Origin of the sequence: Agarivorans sp. QJM3NY_33, from assembly GCF_050870865.2 — a bacterium.
GTDB lineage: Bacteria > Pseudomonadota > Gammaproteobacteria > Enterobacterales > Celerinatantimonadaceae > Agarivorans.
The window spans coordinates 4,295,405-4,312,888 of the sequence record NZ_CP194039.2 but is presented as its reverse complement, the minus strand read 5'-3'; the positions used below and the strand labels follow the sequence as shown (position 1 = coordinate 4,312,888).

20 protein-coding genes are annotated in these 17,484 nt (G+C 45.1%); 14 read left to right on the top strand and 6 right to left on the bottom strand.

The features are described 5' to 3' along the window. Nucleotides 1-2: 2 nt before the first annotated feature. The 8 genes from mutL to ACRRSY_RS19315 all read left to right on the top strand — a co-directional run bounded on the left by mutL (nucleotide 3) and on the right by ACRRSY_RS19315 (nucleotide 8,149). Nucleotides 3-1,850, top strand: a complete 1,848-nt coding sequence (gene mutL / locus ACRRSY_RS19350) for a DNA mismatch repair endonuclease MutL (RefSeq protein WP_432463829.1) — start codon at nucleotides 3-5, stop codon at nucleotides 1,848-1,850. After that, nucleotides 1,843-2,769: a tRNA (adenosine(37)-N6)-dimethylallyltransferase MiaA gene (gene miaA, locus ACRRSY_RS19345; protein WP_432463828.1), complete on the top strand. Its 927-nt coding sequence runs from the start codon at nucleotides 1,843-1,845 to the stop codon at nucleotides 2,767-2,769. Before mutL ends, miaA begins: the two co-directional genes overlap by 8 nt. A gap of 86 nt (nucleotides 2,770-2,855) precedes the next feature. Next, nucleotides 2,856-3,104 carry an RNA chaperone Hfq gene (gene hfq / locus ACRRSY_RS19340; protein ID WP_432455938.1) on the top strand — a complete coding sequence of 83 codons (249 nt, stop codon included), beginning with the start codon at nucleotides 2,856-2,858 and terminating at the stop codon, nucleotides 3,102-3,104. Between the two features lie 50 nt (nucleotides 3,105-3,154). After that, nucleotides 3,155-4,447 carry a ribosome rescue GTPase HflX gene (gene hflX / locus ACRRSY_RS19335; RefSeq protein ID WP_432455939.1) on the top strand — a complete coding sequence of 431 codons (1,293 nt, stop codon included), beginning with the start codon at nucleotides 3,155-3,157 and terminating at the stop codon, nucleotides 4,445-4,447. A 28-nt stretch (nucleotides 4,448-4,475) separates the two neighbouring features. Further along, a complete protein-coding gene (gene hflK, locus ACRRSY_RS19330; protein WP_432455940.1) occupies nucleotides 4,476-5,663 on the top strand; it encodes an FtsH protease activity modulator HflK in 1,188 nt (395 codons plus the stop codon). Between the two features lie 3 nt (nucleotides 5,664-5,666). Beyond that, complete coding sequence (hflC, locus tag ACRRSY_RS19325; protein WP_432455941.1) at nucleotides 5,667-6,539, top strand: protease modulator HflC; 873 nt, start codon at nucleotides 5,667-5,669, stop codon at nucleotides 6,537-6,539. 38 nt (nucleotides 6,540-6,577) lie between these two features. Continuing rightward, nucleotides 6,578-6,766: a DUF2065 domain-containing protein gene (locus tag ACRRSY_RS19320; RefSeq protein WP_432455942.1), complete on the top strand. Its 189-nt coding sequence runs from the start codon at nucleotides 6,578-6,580 to the stop codon at nucleotides 6,764-6,766. Between the two features lie 87 nt (nucleotides 6,767-6,853). After that, complete coding sequence (locus ACRRSY_RS19315; RefSeq protein ID WP_432455943.1) at nucleotides 6,854-8,149, top strand: adenylosuccinate synthase; 1,296 nt, start codon at nucleotides 6,854-6,856, stop codon at nucleotides 8,147-8,149. 67 nt (nucleotides 8,150-8,216) lie between these two features. Here ACRRSY_RS19315 and ispB read toward each other — a convergent pair whose 3' ends face one another. Then, complete coding sequence (gene ispB, locus ACRRSY_RS19310) at nucleotides 8,217-9,188, bottom strand: octaprenyl diphosphate synthase (protein WP_432455944.1); 972 nt, start codon at nucleotides 9,186-9,188, stop codon at nucleotides 8,217-8,219. A 243-nt stretch (nucleotides 9,189-9,431) separates the two neighbouring features. Between ispB and rplU the strand changes: the two genes are divergently transcribed. From rplU to folA, 6 genes are all read left to right on the top strand, one after another. Beyond that, the gene (gene rplU / locus ACRRSY_RS19305) at nucleotides 9,432-9,743 is read left to right on the top strand and encodes a 50S ribosomal protein L21 (protein WP_248715663.1); all 312 of its coding nucleotides are present in this window, start codon (nucleotides 9,432-9,434) and stop codon (nucleotides 9,741-9,743) included. A gap of 18 nt (nucleotides 9,744-9,761) precedes the next feature. Then, entirely contained in the window at nucleotides 9,762-10,019 is a 258-nt protein-coding gene (gene rpmA, locus ACRRSY_RS19300; RefSeq protein ID WP_248712985.1) for a 50S ribosomal protein L27, read from the top strand. Between the two features lie 122 nt (nucleotides 10,020-10,141). Continuing rightward, complete coding sequence (gene cgtA, locus ACRRSY_RS19295; protein ID WP_432455945.1) at nucleotides 10,142-11,308, top strand: Obg family GTPase CgtA; 1,167 nt, start codon at nucleotides 10,142-10,144, stop codon at nucleotides 11,306-11,308. A 37-nt stretch (nucleotides 11,309-11,345) separates the two neighbouring features. Then, nucleotides 11,346-12,170 carry a threonine/serine ThrE exporter family protein gene (locus tag ACRRSY_RS19290; protein WP_432455946.1) on the top strand — a complete coding sequence of 275 codons (825 nt, stop codon included), beginning with the start codon at nucleotides 11,346-11,348 and terminating at the stop codon, nucleotides 12,168-12,170. A 1-nt stretch (nucleotide 12,171) separates the two neighbouring features. After that, the gene (locus ACRRSY_RS19285; RefSeq protein WP_432455947.1) at nucleotides 12,172-12,639 is read left to right on the top strand and encodes a threonine/serine exporter family protein; all 468 of its coding nucleotides are present in this window, start codon (nucleotides 12,172-12,174) and stop codon (nucleotides 12,637-12,639) included. A 31-nt stretch (nucleotides 12,640-12,670) separates the two neighbouring features. Beyond that, the gene (gene folA / locus ACRRSY_RS19280; protein WP_432463827.1) at nucleotides 12,671-13,159 is read left to right on the top strand and encodes a type 3 dihydrofolate reductase; all 489 of its coding nucleotides are present in this window, start codon (nucleotides 12,671-12,673) and stop codon (nucleotides 13,157-13,159) included. Here the strand turns inward: folA and ACRRSY_RS19275 are convergent. Genes ACRRSY_RS19275 through surA form a run of 5 tightly spaced genes read right to left on the bottom strand, consistent with a single transcriptional unit; the run spans nucleotide 13,156 to nucleotide 17,473 of the window. Continuing rightward, the gene (locus tag ACRRSY_RS19275; protein WP_432455949.1) at nucleotides 13,156-13,986 is read right to left on the bottom strand and encodes a symmetrical bis(5'-nucleosyl)-tetraphosphatase; all 831 of its coding nucleotides are present in this window, start codon (nucleotides 13,984-13,986) and stop codon (nucleotides 13,156-13,158) included. The genes folA and ACRRSY_RS19275 overlap by 4 nt on opposite strands. A 15-nt stretch (nucleotides 13,987-14,001) precedes the next feature. Beyond that, nucleotides 14,002-14,385 (bottom strand): Co2+/Mg2+ efflux protein ApaG, encoded by a 384-nt coding sequence (gene apaG / locus ACRRSY_RS19270; RefSeq protein WP_432455950.1) that lies wholly within the window; start codon nucleotides 14,383-14,385, stop codon nucleotides 14,002-14,004. Beyond that, nucleotides 14,378-15,208, bottom strand: a complete 831-nt coding sequence (gene rsmA, locus ACRRSY_RS19265) for a 16S rRNA (adenine(1518)-N(6)/adenine(1519)-N(6))-dimethyltransferase RsmA (RefSeq protein ID WP_432455951.1) — start codon at nucleotides 15,206-15,208, stop codon at nucleotides 14,378-14,380. The genes apaG and rsmA overlap by 8 nt, the downstream gene beginning before the upstream one ends. Next, the gene (pdxA, locus tag ACRRSY_RS19260) at nucleotides 15,201-16,199 is read right to left on the bottom strand and encodes a 4-hydroxythreonine-4-phosphate dehydrogenase PdxA (RefSeq protein WP_432455952.1); all 999 of its coding nucleotides are present in this window, start codon (nucleotides 16,197-16,199) and stop codon (nucleotides 15,201-15,203) included. Before pdxA ends, rsmA begins: the two co-directional genes overlap by 8 nt. Beyond that, nucleotides 16,196-17,473: a peptidylprolyl isomerase SurA gene (surA, locus tag ACRRSY_RS19255; RefSeq protein ID WP_432455953.1), complete on the bottom strand. Its 1,278-nt coding sequence runs from the start codon at nucleotides 17,471-17,473 to the stop codon at nucleotides 16,196-16,198. Before surA ends, pdxA begins: the two co-directional genes overlap by 4 nt. Between the last annotated feature and the right edge of the window lie 11 nt (nucleotides 17,474-17,484).

Here is a 17,484-nt window from a genome sequence, read left to right as displayed (position 1 = left end):
AGATGCCGATTCAAATATTACCAGCACAATTAGCCAACCAAATTGCGGCTGGAGAAGTGGTGGAACGCCCTGCTTCAGTCGTGAAAGAGTTGATCGAGAACTGCCTAGATGCAGGGGCTACTCGTATCGAGGTCGAAATCGATAAAGGGGGGGCGAAACGGATTTTGATCCGTGATAATGGCTCAGGCATTGAGCAACAACAGTTATGTTTAGCGCTAAGCCGTCATGCGACTAGTAAAATTGATAGTTTGGATGATTTAAGTTGCATTGCCACCTTAGGCTTTCGTGGCGAGGCTCTGGCTAGTATTAGCTCGGTATCACGTTTAAGTTTGAGCTCTCGAACTGCTGAACAAGCTCAGGCTTGGCAGGCTCAGGCGGCAGGCCGTGATATGGAGGTTAGTTTGCAACCTTGCGCTCATCCGGTGGGCTGTTCGGTTGAAGTTTTAGATTTGTTTTTTAACACTCCTGCGCGTCGGAAGTTTTTGCGTACCGAGAAAACTGAATTTTCGCACATAGATGAGTTACTAAAACGCTTAGCTTTGAGCCGTTTTGATGTTGCTTTAAGCCTGAAGCACAACGGTAAATTGACCCGACAATATCGTATCGCTGATAATTTTGATAAACAATTAAAACGCGTGGCGTCGGTGATAGGCCCTGCTTTTAGTCATCACTGTTTGCATATTGACAATCAACATGATCAGCTACGCTTACATGGCTGGCTGGGTTTACCTGAGGCTGCGAGAGCCCAAAATGATCAGCAGTATTTTTATGTAAATGGTCGAATGATGCGCGATAAGTTATTGCAACACGCCATTCGTCAGGCTTTCGCGAGTTATCTGGATGAACAGCAATATGCTTGCTATGTGTTGTATCTTGAATTGCCGCTTGACCAGGTTGATGTGAATGTGCACCCGGCTAAACATGAGGTGCGTTTTCATCAGGCTCGCTTAGTTCATGATTATATTGTACAGGTATTGGGTTCAGCTTTAAGCCATGTTCCGAACCCCCCAATTTCGTCCGTATCACCGCAAGATATTAACATTGCGAGTGCGCCTGAGCACCGATCATCAGGAGCCCCTGTTGCTAGCGAAAATACGCGCTGTGCAGATCCAGTTCAAGTGCGTGAATCAAATTCGAGTCGGGTCGCTGAAGACCGCCATTACTACCAGTCTCATTTACAACGAGCCGATAAACCGAGTGTGAGTCAAGTCGCTGCAAATCAGAATTGGCTCAGTCGTAGCGCTGAGTTAAGTGCCGAATACAGCGCTGTTGCGACAAACACAAAGCCACAAAATGAGTTAAGCCTTCATCCATTACATATGATTGAAGAGGGCTATTTATTAGCGCGGCAAGCCAGCCAGTTAGGCTTAATTGATTTATGGGCGAGTTTACAGCACCTCAGTTTTAATCAGGCTTTGAGCCAATGGCAACAAGGTTTAGATAGCGTACCTTTATTGCTCCCCTTAAAGTTAACGATGAGCGATGATTTATGTGCTCTTGCGGTGCAGCAGCAGAGCGTATTGGGTCGTTTAGGCTTTACCTTAAATCAGCAAAATCGTACTCAGCTTATCGTCACGCAAGTTCCCAAGTTGTTTAGAAAAGCTGATTTTGCTCAGTTGCTTCCGCGTTTGTTGGCAGCGATGCAGCAATTACCGCAAGACGAGTGGCAACAGCCAGAAGCCTTACTGAGTGGCTTGATTAAGCTACAGCTTAAACCCCAGCAATTTACTTGGGCACAAGCCTTGGACTGTTGCCAGCAGTTATGCGGTGAGTACCCTCAAGGGTTACCGAAGCGATTTTGGCAATCTGTTGATTTAAGCAAAACTATCGCAGGATTTAGTCATGATTAAGCGTTTACCGATTGTGACTCTTATGGGGCCAACGGCTTCCGGTAAAACCGCCTTAGCCATTGAGCTTCATCAACAGTTTGGAATGGAGCTTATCAGTGTTGATTCGGCACTTATCTATCGCGGCATGGATATTGGTACGGCGAAGCCTACGGCGGCCGAGCAAGCCTTGGCACCTCATGCTTTGATTGATATTTGTGATCCTACCGAAGTCTATTCTGCAGCTGACTTTCGCCAAGATGCTCTGACTCAGATCGCGGCGATTCATCAACGCGGTAATATTCCGCTATTGGTGGGGGGCTCGATGTTGTATTTCAAAGCATTGGTTGAAGGTATTGCGCCCTTACCTGAAGCAGATCTGCAGCTTAGAGAACAAATTAAACAAGAGGCTGCGGTGAGCTCGTGGCAAGCCTTGCATGCACAGTTGCAAAGTTATGATCCGCTGAGTGCGGCAAGAATTAGTGTGAATGACCATCAGCGCTTGATGCGAGCGGTTGAGGTTTATCGCTTAACGGGTCAGTCGCTCACCGAAATTAATCGTATGCCTTTACCACCTTTGCCATTTCAGGTGCATCAGTTTGCCATTGCACCGACCGAAAAAAGTCAATTGCACGAACTCATTGAGCGGCGTTTTCACTTAATGTTGGAACTTGGCTTCGAAGCTGAGGTCGAAGGGCTGATGCAACGAAGCGATTTAGATTTGAGTCTGCCGTCGATGCGTAGTGTGGGTTATCGCCAGATGTGGCAATACCTTAGCGGAGAAATAGATTATGATGAAATGGTGTTTCGCGGTATTGTGGCAACACGCCAGCTTGCTAAGAAACAAATGAACTGGCTAAAAAGCTGGCCTTCTCTAACTTGGCTACGAAGTGCAACATCGGAAAATAGCCAAATAATGGCGAATTCACTCGGTGACACTTGAAAATGTCTCTATAAGGCTCCAAGTTAGTGGTATATAATCGAATTTGATCTGTGCCAATTAATTTATAAGAAAAAAGGAACAATAACATGGCGAAGGGGCAATCATTACAAGACCCATTTTTGAATGCGTTACGACGTGAGCGTATTCCCGTTTCAATTTATTTAGTAAACGGTATTAAGTTACAAGGCCAAGTTGAATCATTTGATCAGTTTGTTATCTTGTTGAAAAACACTGTCAGCCAAATGGTATATAAACATGCTATCTCCACCGTGGTTCCTGCACGCGCAGTGCCACACCATAGTCCTGTACCTAGTGAAGCAAAGAACGAAGAATAGCAATTTGCTGAGGCTTATTAGCCTTGGTAAGTGCCAAGGAGTAAATTAGCTTGTTTGACCGTTATGAAGCTGGTGAGCAGGCCATCTTAGTTCATGTTAATTTTAATGACGAAGATGAGCGTGAGGACCTAGAAGAACTGAAGATGCTAGTCAGTTCGGCTGGGGTCAATGCGGTTGCTACTATCACCGGTAGTCGGGTTTCTCCCCATCCCAAATATTTTGTGGGGACGGGGAAAGCCGAAGAAATCGCAGAAATTGTAAAAAGTGCTCAAGCCGACGTGATTATTTTTAATCACGCCTTGTCGCCCGCACAAGAACGTAATTTAGAGCATCTTTGCGAGGCTCGGGTACTTGATCGTACCACCCTCATTTTAGATATTTTTGCTCAGCGAGCACGTACCCATGAAGGTAAGTTGCAGGTTGAGTTGGCCCAATTGCGTCATATGTCGACACGTCTGATTCGCGGATGGACTCACTTAGAACGTCAAAAAGGTGGGATTGGTTTGCGTGGTCCAGGTGAAACGCAACTTGAAACTGATCGACGCTTGCTACGGGCGCGTATTAAACAAATTACTCAGCGTTTAGATAAAGTGGGTAAGCAGCGTGAGCAAGGTCGGCGAGCTCGCCAACGGGCGGAACTACCAACCGTATCTTTGGCGGGTTATACCAATGCTGGTAAATCGACCTTGTTTAATCGAATTACCGAATCTAAGGTATATGCAGCAGATCAGTTGTTTGCGACGCTTGACCCAACATTGCGTAAAATTGAGATAGAAGATGTTGGTAAGGTAATTTTAGCGGATACAGTTGGCTTCATTCGTCATCTTCCTCACGATTTGGTTGCGGCTTTTAAAGCGACATTAACTGAAACGCGAGAAGCCCAATTATTGTTGCACGTGATCGATTGCAGTGATGAACGAGTGGCTGAGAATATTGAACAAGTGGAGCTGGTATTAGACGAAATTGGTGCTGGTGAGATCCCATTCTTACAGGTATACAATAAAGTTGATCAACTTGCTGATGTGAGTCCGCGTATTGAACGCGACGAAAAAGGCTTACCTCAGAAAGTGTGGGTATCGGCGTTAACGGGAGAGGGTTTGCCTTTATTGTATAAGGCGATCAGTGAACGTTTAGTTGGTGACATGGTTAACCACACTTTACGTTTGCCACCCAGTGAAGGCCGCTTGCGTAGTCGCTTATATCAGTTAGACTGCGTAGCAGGTGAGCGTTTAGACGATACTGGAAATATCGTTGTTGATATCCGATTAGATGCCATTTCATGGCAGCGCTTGGATAAACAATTTGACCATAGTTTAGATAGTTTTATTACTCAATGTGAGTAGGCATTTACTTTAACTTCTGGAGACACAGATGGCCTGGAATGAGCCTGGCAACAAAGGTAGCGGTGATCGCGACCCTTGGGGTAATAACAATAAGAAAGGTAATCAGGGTCCCCCTGATTTAGATGAAGTGATCACTAAACTTACACGTAAGTTTGGCGGTATTTTTGGCGGTGGAAATAAAAAACCATCAATTGGAAGTGGTGGTGTGAGCGGTTTTGGGATCGCTGTAGTTCTGGTGATACTTGGTATTATTTGGGTTGCCAGCGGCTTTTATACCATTGCTGAAGCCGAGCGTGGTGTAAAGCTTACTTTCGGTAAGTATGACAATGAAGCCGGCCCAGTACAGCCAGGTTTGAATTGGAAAGCAACTTTTGTTCAAGAAGTGCTGCCAGTGGATGTGGAAACGATTCGTTCATTGCCTGCTTCTGGATTTATGTTGACTGAAGATGAGAATGTTGTACGGGTCGAAATGGACGTGCAATATCGAGTCGTAGAGCCAAAGAACTATCTGTTTAGCGTGACTTCGCCAGATGATAGCTTAGCGCAAGCCACCGATAGCGCGCTGCGATATGTCATTGGGCATACGACCATGGATGATATTTTGACGACTGGTCGTGAAGTGGTGAGAAGTGAGACTTGGGCTTTACTTGATAAAATCATCGAACCTTATAAGTTGGGTATACAAGTGGTTGATGTTAACTTTTTGCCAGCTCGTCCGCCGGAGGAAGTAAAAGATGCTTTCGATGATGCGATTTCAGCCCAAGAAGATGAGCAGCGCTTTATCCGTGAGGCGGAAGCTTATCAACGGGAAATTGAACCCCGTGCACGTGGCCGAGTTCAACGTATTGAACAAGAAGCGCAAGGTTACCAAGAGCAGATCGTGTTAAGAGCGCAAGGTGAGGTTGCTCGTTTTGAACAGTTGCTCCCAGAGTATGAAGCTGCGCCAGATGTGACGCGTCATCGCCTCTACCTTGAAACGATGGAGCAAGTTTACGCGAAGTCTAACAAGGTATTAATTGATGGTTCAAATAATAACAACATGTTGTATTTGCCGATCGATAAACTAATGGAGCAGAATCAAAAGCCGGCGACCAGTACTGGCACTAGTGGTAATACGAGTAAATCATCAACGATGAACTCAGAATCTGGTAGCTCTATTCCATCTCGCCCTACTTCAATTCGAAGCAGCGACCGTAGTAATTCGGGGAGAAATTAAGCCATGAAACAGTTTACTATTTTTGGCGTGATTTTGGCCTTGTTGGTAGCGTACTCATCTATTTTTGTTGTGAAAGAAGGTGAACGAGGCATTGTTATTCAGTTCGGGAAAGTTAAACGTACTGACGATGGTGCAACCAAAGTGTATGAGCCTGGCTTGCAGTTCAAAGTTCCGTTTATTGATTCGGTGAGAGTATTGGATTCACGGATCCAAACTTTGGATGGTAATGCTGACCGTTTTGTCACCTCGGAGAAAAAAGATTTAATCATTGATTCCTATGTTAAATGGCGAATTGAAGATTTTTCTAAATTTTATCTCTCTACTGGCGGTTCGGTGATACAAGCTGAGTCTTTGCTAAAGCGTAAAATTAATAATGGTTTACGTAGTGAAATTGGTGCTCGGACGATTCGCGATATTGTGTCTGGCGAACGTGGTCAAGTAATGGAAGATGCTTTGAAACAAATGGCGCGTTCTTCAGAGATTGGTATTGAAGTGACGGACGTACGTATTAAGCAAATCAATTTACCTGACGAAGTGAGTAACAGTATTTACCAACGGATGCGAGCAGAGCGTTTAGCTGTGGCAAAAGAACATCGTTCTCAAGGTCAAGAGCAGTCTGAGATTATTCGGGCTAACGTGGATCGCAGAGTGAACGTGTTACTGGCTGATGCAGATAAGCGGGGTCGAGAAATGCGTGGTGAAGGTGATGCAAAAGCCGCCAAGATTTATGCTCATGCTTATCAGAAAAACCCAGAGTTTTATAAATTCTGGCGGAGCATGGCTGCCTACCGTAATAGCTTCGATAATGGAGGAGACTTGATGGTATTAGATCCAAATAGTGAATTCTTCCAGTACATGAAAGAACCTAATCAGTAGACTATGAATGGGGGCCCAGTTTATTGCTGGGCTTTCTTATGCAAGATTCCACTTTATTAGCACTCGCTCTGGTTTGTTTAATTGAAGGGCTTGGTCCATTACTGTTTCCTAAACGATGGAAAAATCTATTAAAAATGATTTCTGAATCGCCAGCGAGCAGTATCCGAAAAATTGGATTGTATTTAGTTGGGACCGCAATCGTACTGATATATGTGATCAATCTTTGACCTAATAAGCTAATATCGGTATATTTTGCACCCCTTGAGTGTCCGATTTCTGCTAGAATCGCTTTTTAACTGAGACGACAAAAGACAATGGGAAAGAATGTAGTTATCCTTGGCTCCCAGTGGGGAGACGAAGGAAAAGGTAAGATCGTTGATCTACTTACTGACAAAGCAAATTACGTGGTTCGCTATCAAGGCGGTCACAATGCGGGTCATACCTTGGTTATTGACGGCGAAAAAACCGTCCTCCACCTGATACCTTCTGGTGTGCTGCGCGACAACGTTACCTGTGTAATTGGCAACGGCGTGGTATTGGCTCCAGATGCTCTGTTTAAAGAAATGGCGATGCTTGAAGAGCGTGGCGTTCCGGTAAAAGAACGACTCGTGATTAGTGAGGCATGTCCATTAATCCTGCCTTACCATGTTGCATTAGATATCGCACGAGAAAAAGCTCGCGGTAAAAACGCTATCGGAACCACCGGCCGAGGTATTGGTCCCGCTTACGAAGATAAAGTGGCGCGTCGTGGTTTGCGAGTTGGTGATTTGTTCAACATGGAGCAATTTGCTAGCAAGCTTAAAGAAGTGATGGAATACCATAACTTCCAATTAAATCATTACTATGACGCCCCTAGCGTGAGTTATGAAGAAGTGCTTGAGCAAATGACTCAGATGGCCCCAGTGCTGATTGCTATGGTTGCCGATGTTGCAGATCTCTTAGATCAGGCGCGTCGTCGTGGTGATTCGGTAATGTTCGAAGGTGCTCAAGGGACTTTACTCGATGTGGATCATGGCACCTACCCATATGTGACATCTTCTAATACCACAGCGGGTGGTGTAGCCACGGGCAGCGGTTTTGGTCCTCGTCATTTAGATTATGTATTAGGTATCACTAAAGCTTACACCACTCGAGTTGGGGCAGGGCCATTCCCTACCGAGCTTGATGATGATGTGGGTGAGCACCTTGGTGTGAAAGGACATGAGTTTGGTGCTACCACTGGCCGTAAACGTCGCTGCGGTTGGTTAGATGCCGTCGCGATGCGTCGTGCAGTGCAAATTAATAGCCTCTCAGGTTTATGTCTGACTAAGCTTGATGTGCTTGACGGCTTAGCTGAATTGAAAATTTGTACTGGTTATCAGATGCCAAACGGTGATGTGCTTAAAGTACCACCAATGGCAGCCGAAGGTTATGAGGTGGCTGTTCCTGTTTATGAAACGATGCCTGGTTGGTCGGAAAATACTTTCGGTTTAACTGCGCGTGAACAACTTCCTGAAGCGGCTTTAGCTTATATAGCTCGGATTGAAGAATTACTGGAAGTTCCGGTTGATATTATCTCTACTGGTCCTGATCGTTTGGAAACGATGATTCTACGTCACCCGTTTGCTTAGTTGAGGCAAATCGTGAATAAAAAAGCTGCCATTGGCAGCTTTTTTTGTTTGTGGGTCGCCCTTTTTATTATGCGACGCGATCAGCTGCAATGTTGGCGAGGCTAATTAAGGCTTGCTTATATTCGCCGTCATTTATATGCACTAAGGCGTCGATAGCTTTCTGAGCTTCTTCAGCTGCACGAGAGTGACAATATTCTAAGGCTTTGGTCTTATCTAGGATCCGCAAAATCGGTTCCAGTTGATCGCGTGAACCTCCATGTTTAATCGCATTCGCGATTAACTCTCTATCCGCTGGATTGGCGTGTTCCATTGCATAAATGAGTGGCAGTGTTGGCTTACCTTCTGCTAAGTCGTCACCAACATTTTTGCCCATCTCTGCTTTGTCAGCGGTGTAGTCCAAGACATCATCCATAATTTGGAAAGCGGTACCAAGATATTTTCCGTAGTCTTGCATCGCTAGTTCTATGGTTGAATCTTGGTTACCGATAACCGCGGCAAGCCGAGTTGCAGCTTCAAATAGCTTGGCTGTTTTACAATAGATCACTTCAAAATAACGCGCCTCATCAGTGTCGGGATCATTGCAATTGATTAGCTGTAAGACTTCTCCTTCGGCAATCACATTGGTTGCGTCGGCAAGAATGTCCATCACTTGTAAGTTTTGCAATTGAGTCATTAGTTGGAATGAGCGCGAGTAAAGGAAGTCGCCAACTAAAACGCTGGCGGCATTACCAAATCGAGCATTTGCAGTATCTTTACCGCGCCGCAATTCTGATTCGTCCACAACATCATCGTGAAGCAGTGTAGAAGTATGTATAAACTCGATGATAGCCGCCAACTTTATATGTTGCTGTTGCTGGTCTCCGAGTGCTCTAGCCGCTAATACGGTGAGTAAAGGACGGATCCGTTTGCCGCCACTATTTACGATATAGAATGAAATTTGGTTAATCAGCGCTACATCTGATTCTAGCTCTTTAAAAATAAGTGCGTTTACCGCAGCCATGTCTTGTTCAGACAGCTTTTTTATCGCATCCAATTGCATAATGTCTTATTAGATTGTCATGCCGATGATTCAGCAATTTATGATGATAATATAATGTTGCAATAGTATCGCAATTCCTGCCTATTCACAGCTTTAGCTGGGTAAAATTCTTGGCCTTGCGTGATTTTTAAACTTTTTTGATTTTCCGCTTGCGAGAACAGATCTTTTTCCGTAGAATCCGCCGTCATTGTTAAGAATTATATACACCTTGAAATACTAGGTGTACAGCGGAGTTTGAAAAAAATGTACGCGGTTATCCAAAGTGGTGGTAAACAACACCGTGTGGCCGAAGGTCAAACACTTCGCCTTGAGAAACTAGACGTTGAGACTGGTGAAACAGTTGAATTTGATAACGTATTACTAGTTGCTAATGGCGATGATGTTCAAGTTGGCGCACCTTATGTAGATGGTACCAAAGTTACAGCTGAAGTTGTATCTCATGGTCGTGGCGATAAAGTTAAAATCGTTAAGTTCCGTCGTCGTAAGCATTCACGTAAGCAACAGGGCCACCGTCAGTGGTTCACTGAAGTTCGCATTACAGGCATTAACGGTTAATTTTAGAGGAATATACTCATGGCACATAAAAAGGCTGGTGGTAGTACTCGTAACGGTCGTGATTCAGAAAGTAAACGCCTAGGTGTTAAACGTTTCGGTGGCGAGTCTGTTTTAGCGGGTAGTATTATTGTTCGTCAACGTGGTACTAAATTCCACGCGGGCTCAAATGTTGGTATTGGTAAAGACCATACACTTTTCGCAACTGCTGAAGGCAAAGTGAAATTTGAGGTTAAAGGCGCTAAAAGCCGCAAGTTTGTTAGCATCGTAGCTGAATAAACAACCAACTCAATATTTTTAAAGCCCCGCTATAAGCGGGGCTTTTTTTTTCTAAGGCTTAAGTATTGCTGTCGCGAATTAAATGCGGTGCATTATAGTTAGCGATAATACTGGAGTAGATTATGAAATTTGTAGATGAAGCAGTAATCAAGGTTGACGCCGGAGACGGTGGCAATGGCGTCATTAGTTTTCGCCGTGAAAAATATGTGCCACGAGGTGGCCCAGACGGTGGTGATGGTGGTGACGGTGGCAGTGTTTATCTGGTCGCTGACGAAAATTTGAATACTTTGATCGATTATCGCTTTGAGCGTTTTCATAAAGCGGAACGCGGTGAGAATGGTCAGGGCTCTAATTGTACAGGTAAACGCGGTGAAGATTTAGAATTGCCAGTGCCGGTTGGTTCTCGTGCTCGCGATCAAGATACTGGCGAATTATTAGGTGATTTAACGCAACACAAGCAACGCTTAATGGTGGCAAAAGGTGGTTTTCATGGTTTGGGAAACACCCGCTTCAAGAGCAGTACCAATCGAGCGCCTCGTCGCAAATCCAACGGTACGCCTGGTGAAGTTCGCAACCTCAAATTAGAGTTATTGCTGTTGGCGGATGTGGGGATGTTAGGCTTACCAAATGCTGGTAAATCGACTTTTATTCGTAGTGTCTCTGCGGCAAGACCTAAAGTTGCTGATTATCCATTTACCACACTGATCCCGAACCTTGGAGTGGTACGCCAATCGGAAAATCGCGGATTTGTGATTGCCGATATTCCCGGGCTGATCGAAGGTGCTGCCGAAGGTGCTGGTTTAGGGGTTCGCTTCCTGAAGCACTTGGAACGTTGTCGGGTATTGTTGCATATGGTTGATGTATTGCCGGCCGATGGTAGTGATCCTGCTGAGAATGCCATAACCATTATTAATGAGCTCTCGCAATACAGTGAAAAGTTATTCGAAAAACCACGCTGGTTGATCTTCAACAAAGTAGATTTAGTGTTGGAAGACGAAGCCGAAGAAATTCGTCAGTCGGTGATTAAAGCACTTGATTGGCAGGGTGAGGTGTTTTCTTTGTCTGCGCTTGAAGGCAAAGGCACTAAAGAGCTTTGTAAAGCTATCGGTCAATTCATCGAAACATTGCCGATGATTGAAGAAGAGATGGCCGAGCGCGAAGAAGTGAAGTTCCAATGGGATGATTATCACCAAGAACAAATTGACCAGGCTAATCAAGAAGACTGGGATGATGATGATTGGGATGATGATGACGACGATCATGGTGTAGAGGTTATTTACCAGCCATAGTAAACTCATTTTGTAATTGGTTTACTGGGATTGTTAGATGTTACGCTCTTTTATTATAAAACCTCCGGCGCCTGTTCAGGCTCCGGAACGGGTTATTACTCACGAGCAACAGACAAGGATCTGTCGTGTTGCGGTGCAGGCTGGCCGGATCATGCAACAGCATGGTGCCGAAAGTAAGTTGATCGAAGAAACCATCGTTCGTTTAGGTAAGGCGCTGGGCTTAGACAGCGTTGAGTTGGCCATTACCGCTAATGCCCTGATTTTAACTGGTTTGGCTCAAAGCCGCTGCATCACGACCACGCGTCGAGTTTACGATCGGGGCATTAACATGCATATGGTGTGTGAGGTGCAACGCATTACCATCATGGCAGAGAAACAACTGCTGGATGTAGATGATGTGGTGAAACGTTTAGAACGCTTGGTTCCGTTTAAACATAATCGCTGGTTAGTTGTATTGATGATTGGCCTTTCTTGCGCTTGTTTTGCTCATTTATTTGGTGGCGATTGGTCTGTATTTGGTATGACATTTATTGCTTCTGCGGCGGCGATGACTTTTCGTCAAGAGATGGCGCACCGCCATCATAATCCAATTCTTAACTTTGGTATGACTGCATTTGTTGCTACCACAATTGCGGGCTTAGCGGTGCGTTATGATATTGGTAATCAACCGCAAACTGTGATGGCTGCATCAGTGTTGTTGTTGGTTCCTGGGTTTCCTTTGATTAATGCGGTCTCAGATATGGTGAAAGGTCACATTAGCATGGGCATATCCCGTTGGTTTTTTGCGTCCTTGTTAACGCTTGGGGTTGCAATGGGGATCGCCTTATCGATGTGGGCAACCGGCGTGAGTGGGTGGTTATAAGATGCTCGATTTAATACTCTTACTGCTTGAAGATGCGGCGTTCGCTTCGGTGCCTGCAGTTGGTTTTGCCATGGTCTTTAATGTGCCCACACGAATGCTTGGCTTTTGCGCGATTGGTGGTGCTTTTGCGCATAGCTTACGTACTTTGTGTATTCATTGGGGGGTGCCTTTAGAATGGGCGACATTAGTTGCATCAACCAGTGTTGGCTTACTCGGCGTTTACTGGTCACGACGCTATATCATTCCTCGACCAGTGTTTACCGTGGCTTCAATTATTCCGATGATCCCTGGGAGTTATGCGTTTACCACCATGGTTGGCATTATTAGTTTATATAGTAATGGTTATAGTGACCCGTTATTAGCAACCATTCTTGAAAATGGTTTACGAACCATGTTTATTTTAATGGCTTTGAGTTTTGGTCTCGCGATCCCATCGGTGGTGATTTATCGAGGGCGCCCTATTGTTTAATGATTTTATAAGATTTGGAGAAAGTTAAGTCGTGAAAGTTGCAATGATAGCTGCGATGGCAAAGGGTCGAGTGATAGGCTTAGATAATCAAATGCCATGGCACTTGCCGGCCGATTTAAAGCACTTTAAGACCGTCACAATGGGCAAGCCTGTCGTGATGGGGCGTTTAACTTATGAGTCGATTGGGCGCCCTTTACCAGGACGTTTGAATATAGTGGTGAGTCGTAATCCACACTTAAGCATCGAAGGCGTGACAGTTGTCAATCAACTTGAAGACGCGCTTCAATTGGTGGCCGATCAAGCGGAAGTAATGATTATTGGTGGCGCGAATATTTATCAACAATGCCTAGTATTGGCCGATGAGTTATATCTAACTTTGATTGATAAAGACTTGGAAGGCGATGCTTATTTCCCTGATTACACCCAATATCAATGGCAAGAAATGGCTCGCGAACAGCATCCGGCAGATGATAAAAATCCACACCCCTATGAATTTATACATTTACATCGTTTGCGTTAATCTTTGCTTATCTCGTTTAAGCAGTCTTGGGTGAAAAAGCGCTGGTCTTCCCAGCGCAGCATCGTTAAATGATTCCCCCAAACACAACCAGTATCTAGCCCGTCAACCAAGGGGTGAGCGCTTTCTCCCATCAACGCCGCCCAGTGACCAAAGATAATGTGGGTGTGCTTAAGATGCTTTCCTGGAAGATTAAACCAAGGGACTAAGTTGGGATTAGTATTTTTATTTGGTGGAATTTTCAGGGCGAAATCGAGACTGCCATCTGGAAAACAGTAACGCATGCGGGTGAAGACATTAATTATGTAGCGCAGTCGATCATAACCGACTAGCTCGTCGCTCCAGTGAGCTGGTTCGTTACTATACATATTTTGTAGTAACTCAAGGTAGTGATCACCAGAAAGTTTCTTTTGTACCTCTTTGCCGAGCTTTAAAGCCTTACCAACTTTCCACTTTGGATAAATGCCTGCATGTACCATGACTAAGTCAAATTCAGGGTGTTTCACTATCAGCGGTTGTTTTCTTAACCAATCGAGTAACTCGTCTTTGTCTGGGGCTTCTAGCAAGTCTTGTAGTTTGTCTCGTCGCTTGGCGCGGTGAATACCGTTTGCCACGGCGAGTAAGTGTAGGTCATGGTTGCCCAGTACTATTTGTGCTGCATCGCCGAGCTGTTTCACAAAACGCAGCGTGGCTAGGGATTGAGGGCCGCGGGCCACTAAGTCGCCTGCTAACCATAGCTGATCACGTTTTTTAGAAAATTTGACTTGTTCAAGTAGCGCCTTGAGTTCATCAAGGCAGCCTTGAATATCACCAACAAAATAGGTAGCCATAACAACTTACCTTGGTTAATGTAATTTATTCGGTAAGGACAGGCGAAAAGCTGGGATCTCAGCTTCAAACTCATTACCTTCTGGATCCACCAAGGTATAGTAGCCCTGCATCACCCCCACCTCGGTTGCGAGTAGTGCACTGCTGGTATAAGTAAATGACTTTTCTGGTTGTAGGTGTGGTTGTTTACCGACCACACCGTCTCCCGTTACTTCATTCTCATCGCCATTGCCATCGGTGATCAGCCAGTAACGACGCATTAACTGAAGTGCTTGGCTACCACAATTACGAATGGTAACGGTGTAATAGAAGGCAAATTTATGTTCCTCAGGAGCAGAGTGCTCAGGCAAGAATCCAGATTCAACTTCAATATCTAATTGGTATTCAGGTGTGTTACTCATTAACGTCGTTAGCCTGCAATAATTGTTCTTTATCTATGTAGTTAGCAATATCACAAAACTGCTGAATAGTTAAATTTTCTGGCCGCAAGCTTGGTTGTAAACCTAAAGCCTCAAGTTGCTCAAGGCTTAACAGGTTGCCGAGTGCATTTCGGATTGTTTTGCGTCGCTGATTAAAGGCCTCTTTACAGACTGTGTCGAGGGTTTTTAATGAGTTCAGAGGGTAAAGTGTGCTGGCATAAGGCTCTAGGCGAACGACCGCCGAGTCGACTTTAGGAGGCGGCATGAAGGCTTCTGGAGGTACTTCCAAGGCTGGCATTACTTTACATTGTATTTGGGTCATGACACTGAGTCGACCATAGGCCTTCGAGTGAGGTCCTGCGGCCATCCGTTTTACCACTTCTTTTTGTAGCATAAAGTGCATGTCGGAAATGGCGCTAGTGAAGCTTAGCAAATGAAAAATTAATGGTGTAGAAATGTTATAGGGCAAGTTACCGAAGATACGCATCTTTTGCTCGGGTCGACTCAACTGCATGAAGTCGAATTTAAGCGCATCAATTTCATGGATGGTCAATTTCTCTGCTAGGGTTGGATGCTCGCGCAGGCGTTGAGCCAAATCGCGATCCAACTCTACCACTTGTAGCTGACCAGCAGCATTCGCTACAGGGGCGGTTAAGGCGCCTAGGCCAGGACCAATTTCGACCAGGTTTTCGCCGGGCTGAGGATAGATAGTGGCGACAATTTGGCTGATGACCGAGTCGTTATTCAGAAAGTTTTGGCCGAAGCGTTTACGGGCGCGGTGCCCTTGATGGACTTGTTTATTCATGTTCTCGCTCTACCATATCGATGGCTTGTTTGATTGCGGTTAGCATACTTCCATGATCGGCTTGCCCAGTGCCCGCCAGCTCAAGTGCTGTTCCATGATCGACTGAGGTTCGAATAAAGGGGAGTCCTAAGGTAATGTTGACCGATTTGCCAAACCCTTTATATTTTATTACTGGTAGGCCTTGGTCATGGTACATTGCCAAGACCGCGTCAGCCTCGTCCAAATACTTGGATTGGAACAAGGTATCGGCAGGGAGTGGCCCGATTAAATTCATGCCATGTTCGCTGCGCATTTCATCTAATAAAGGAATAATGATATCTAATTCTTCACGACCTAAATGACCATCTTCTCCGGCATGCGGATTAAGCCCACAAACAAAAATTTTCGGCTGCTTAATCGCAAATTTAGTTTGTAAATCGTGATGTAAAATCGTGATGATATTGTACAGCCGCTCGTGAGTTATCGCTTTTGCGACATAAGCCAGCGGGAGGTGAGTGGTCGCCAGAGCAACCCGCAAACCTTCGGTGGCCAACAGCATGACCACATCGGCGGTACTTGATTGTTGAGCAAAAAACTCAGTATGGCCGCTAAATGAAACGCCTGCTTTGTTAATGATGCCTTTGTTCACCGGGCCGGTAACAACCGCTGCAAATTGGCTATTCATATTACCTTCACAAGCAAATTTAAGGGTATTTAATACATAGTGTCCATTGGCTTCGTTGAGTTCGCCGGCAATTGCAGGCACACTCATCGCGATGGGTGCCACGGTTAAAGTCCCAGCCGCCTGTGCTTGGGGGGCTTGCTCTGGTTGGTAGGACAATAAACTTACTTCGATGCCCAATTGTTTCGCCCGCTCTTTGAGCAAACGAGGATCGGCGATAACGACTAGCTCCATCGGCCAGCTACGCTGACTAATTGCGAGCACTAAATCAGGGCCAATGCCCGCAGGCTCACCAGGGGTAATCGCAATTCTTGCTATTGCGTCGCTCATGAATCACCATCCAAAATTTCAACGTAGGCTTCTTCACGAAGCTCATCTTGCCAAGCTTGCGTTTCTTCGTTGAATTTACGGTTGAAAATCATTTGATAAGCTCGGTTTTCGCTGGCTTTATTGGTGGTATCGGTGGTGCGTTTGTCGAGCACTTCTAATAAATGCCAACCAAAGGTTGAGCGAAAAGGTTGGCTAATCTCACCCACGGCTAAGTGGTTGACTGTATCGCGGAAGGCCGGCACAAACACATTTGGGTCCGACCAACCGAGTTCACCGCCACGGACTGCAGAGCCAGGGTCTTCTGAATACTGTTTGGCTAATTCGGCAAAACTAGCTTCTCCGCTTACTAGTTGTTGGCGTAATTTAGCCAGTAAACTTTGGGCTTTTTTATCACTTAGAATAATCGATGGCTTAATCAAAATGTGTCGTGCATTTACCTCTAAGGTTTCTACTTTTTGTAGACCTTCGGTATCTAATACCATCACAATGTGTAGTCCAGATTCGGTACGGATCGGGCCGAGCACGGTATCTTTAGGTTGTTTATTAACCACGCCTGCAAACAGAGTTGGCATCTCTTCTAGAGTCATCCATCCCCAATCACCGCCTTCTAAAGCTTTTGGACCTTGAGAATAAGTCATTGCTAGTTGGTTAAAATTTTCTCCAGCTTTTAATTGCTTGACTATGGTTTCCGCCAGCTGTTGGGTTTTGACTTCATCACTTCCAAGTCGCAATTGGATGTGTCCAACATGGTAGCGGATACTGCCTTTATCTTTCTCGGCAATTAGTTTCATTAAGGCATCTATTTCTTGTTGAGAGACGCTGATACGTCGTTGTACCTGGCTTCTGCCTACTTCACCAAGAATAATTTCTTTGCGTATATCTTCGCGAAATTGCTGGTAGCTGACACCGTCACTGCTGAGTTGTTGTAGAAACTCGTCGCGGGTCTTTTTCTCGCCTTGGATAATATTATCAATCGTGTTTTCTAATTGACTATCACTGATCTTGATACCAAGTCTGTCTGCGAGTTGCAGCTGTAAGCTTTCGGTAATTAAGCGGTCCATCACTTGTTGATGCAATTCTGCTTGTGGAGGCAGAGTTTGTCCGCTGGTTTTTGCATTGCGTAATACTTTGGCGCTTAGCTCATCCACTTGGGTTTGAGTAATCACGTCATTATTAACGATAGCAACAACCTTATCGAGCAGTTGTTCTTTCGCCTGAACTAAGCCAGCCACGAGCATCAACATGCAGGTGCTAAGCAAAATTAATTTTTTCATTCGGTTCCTAT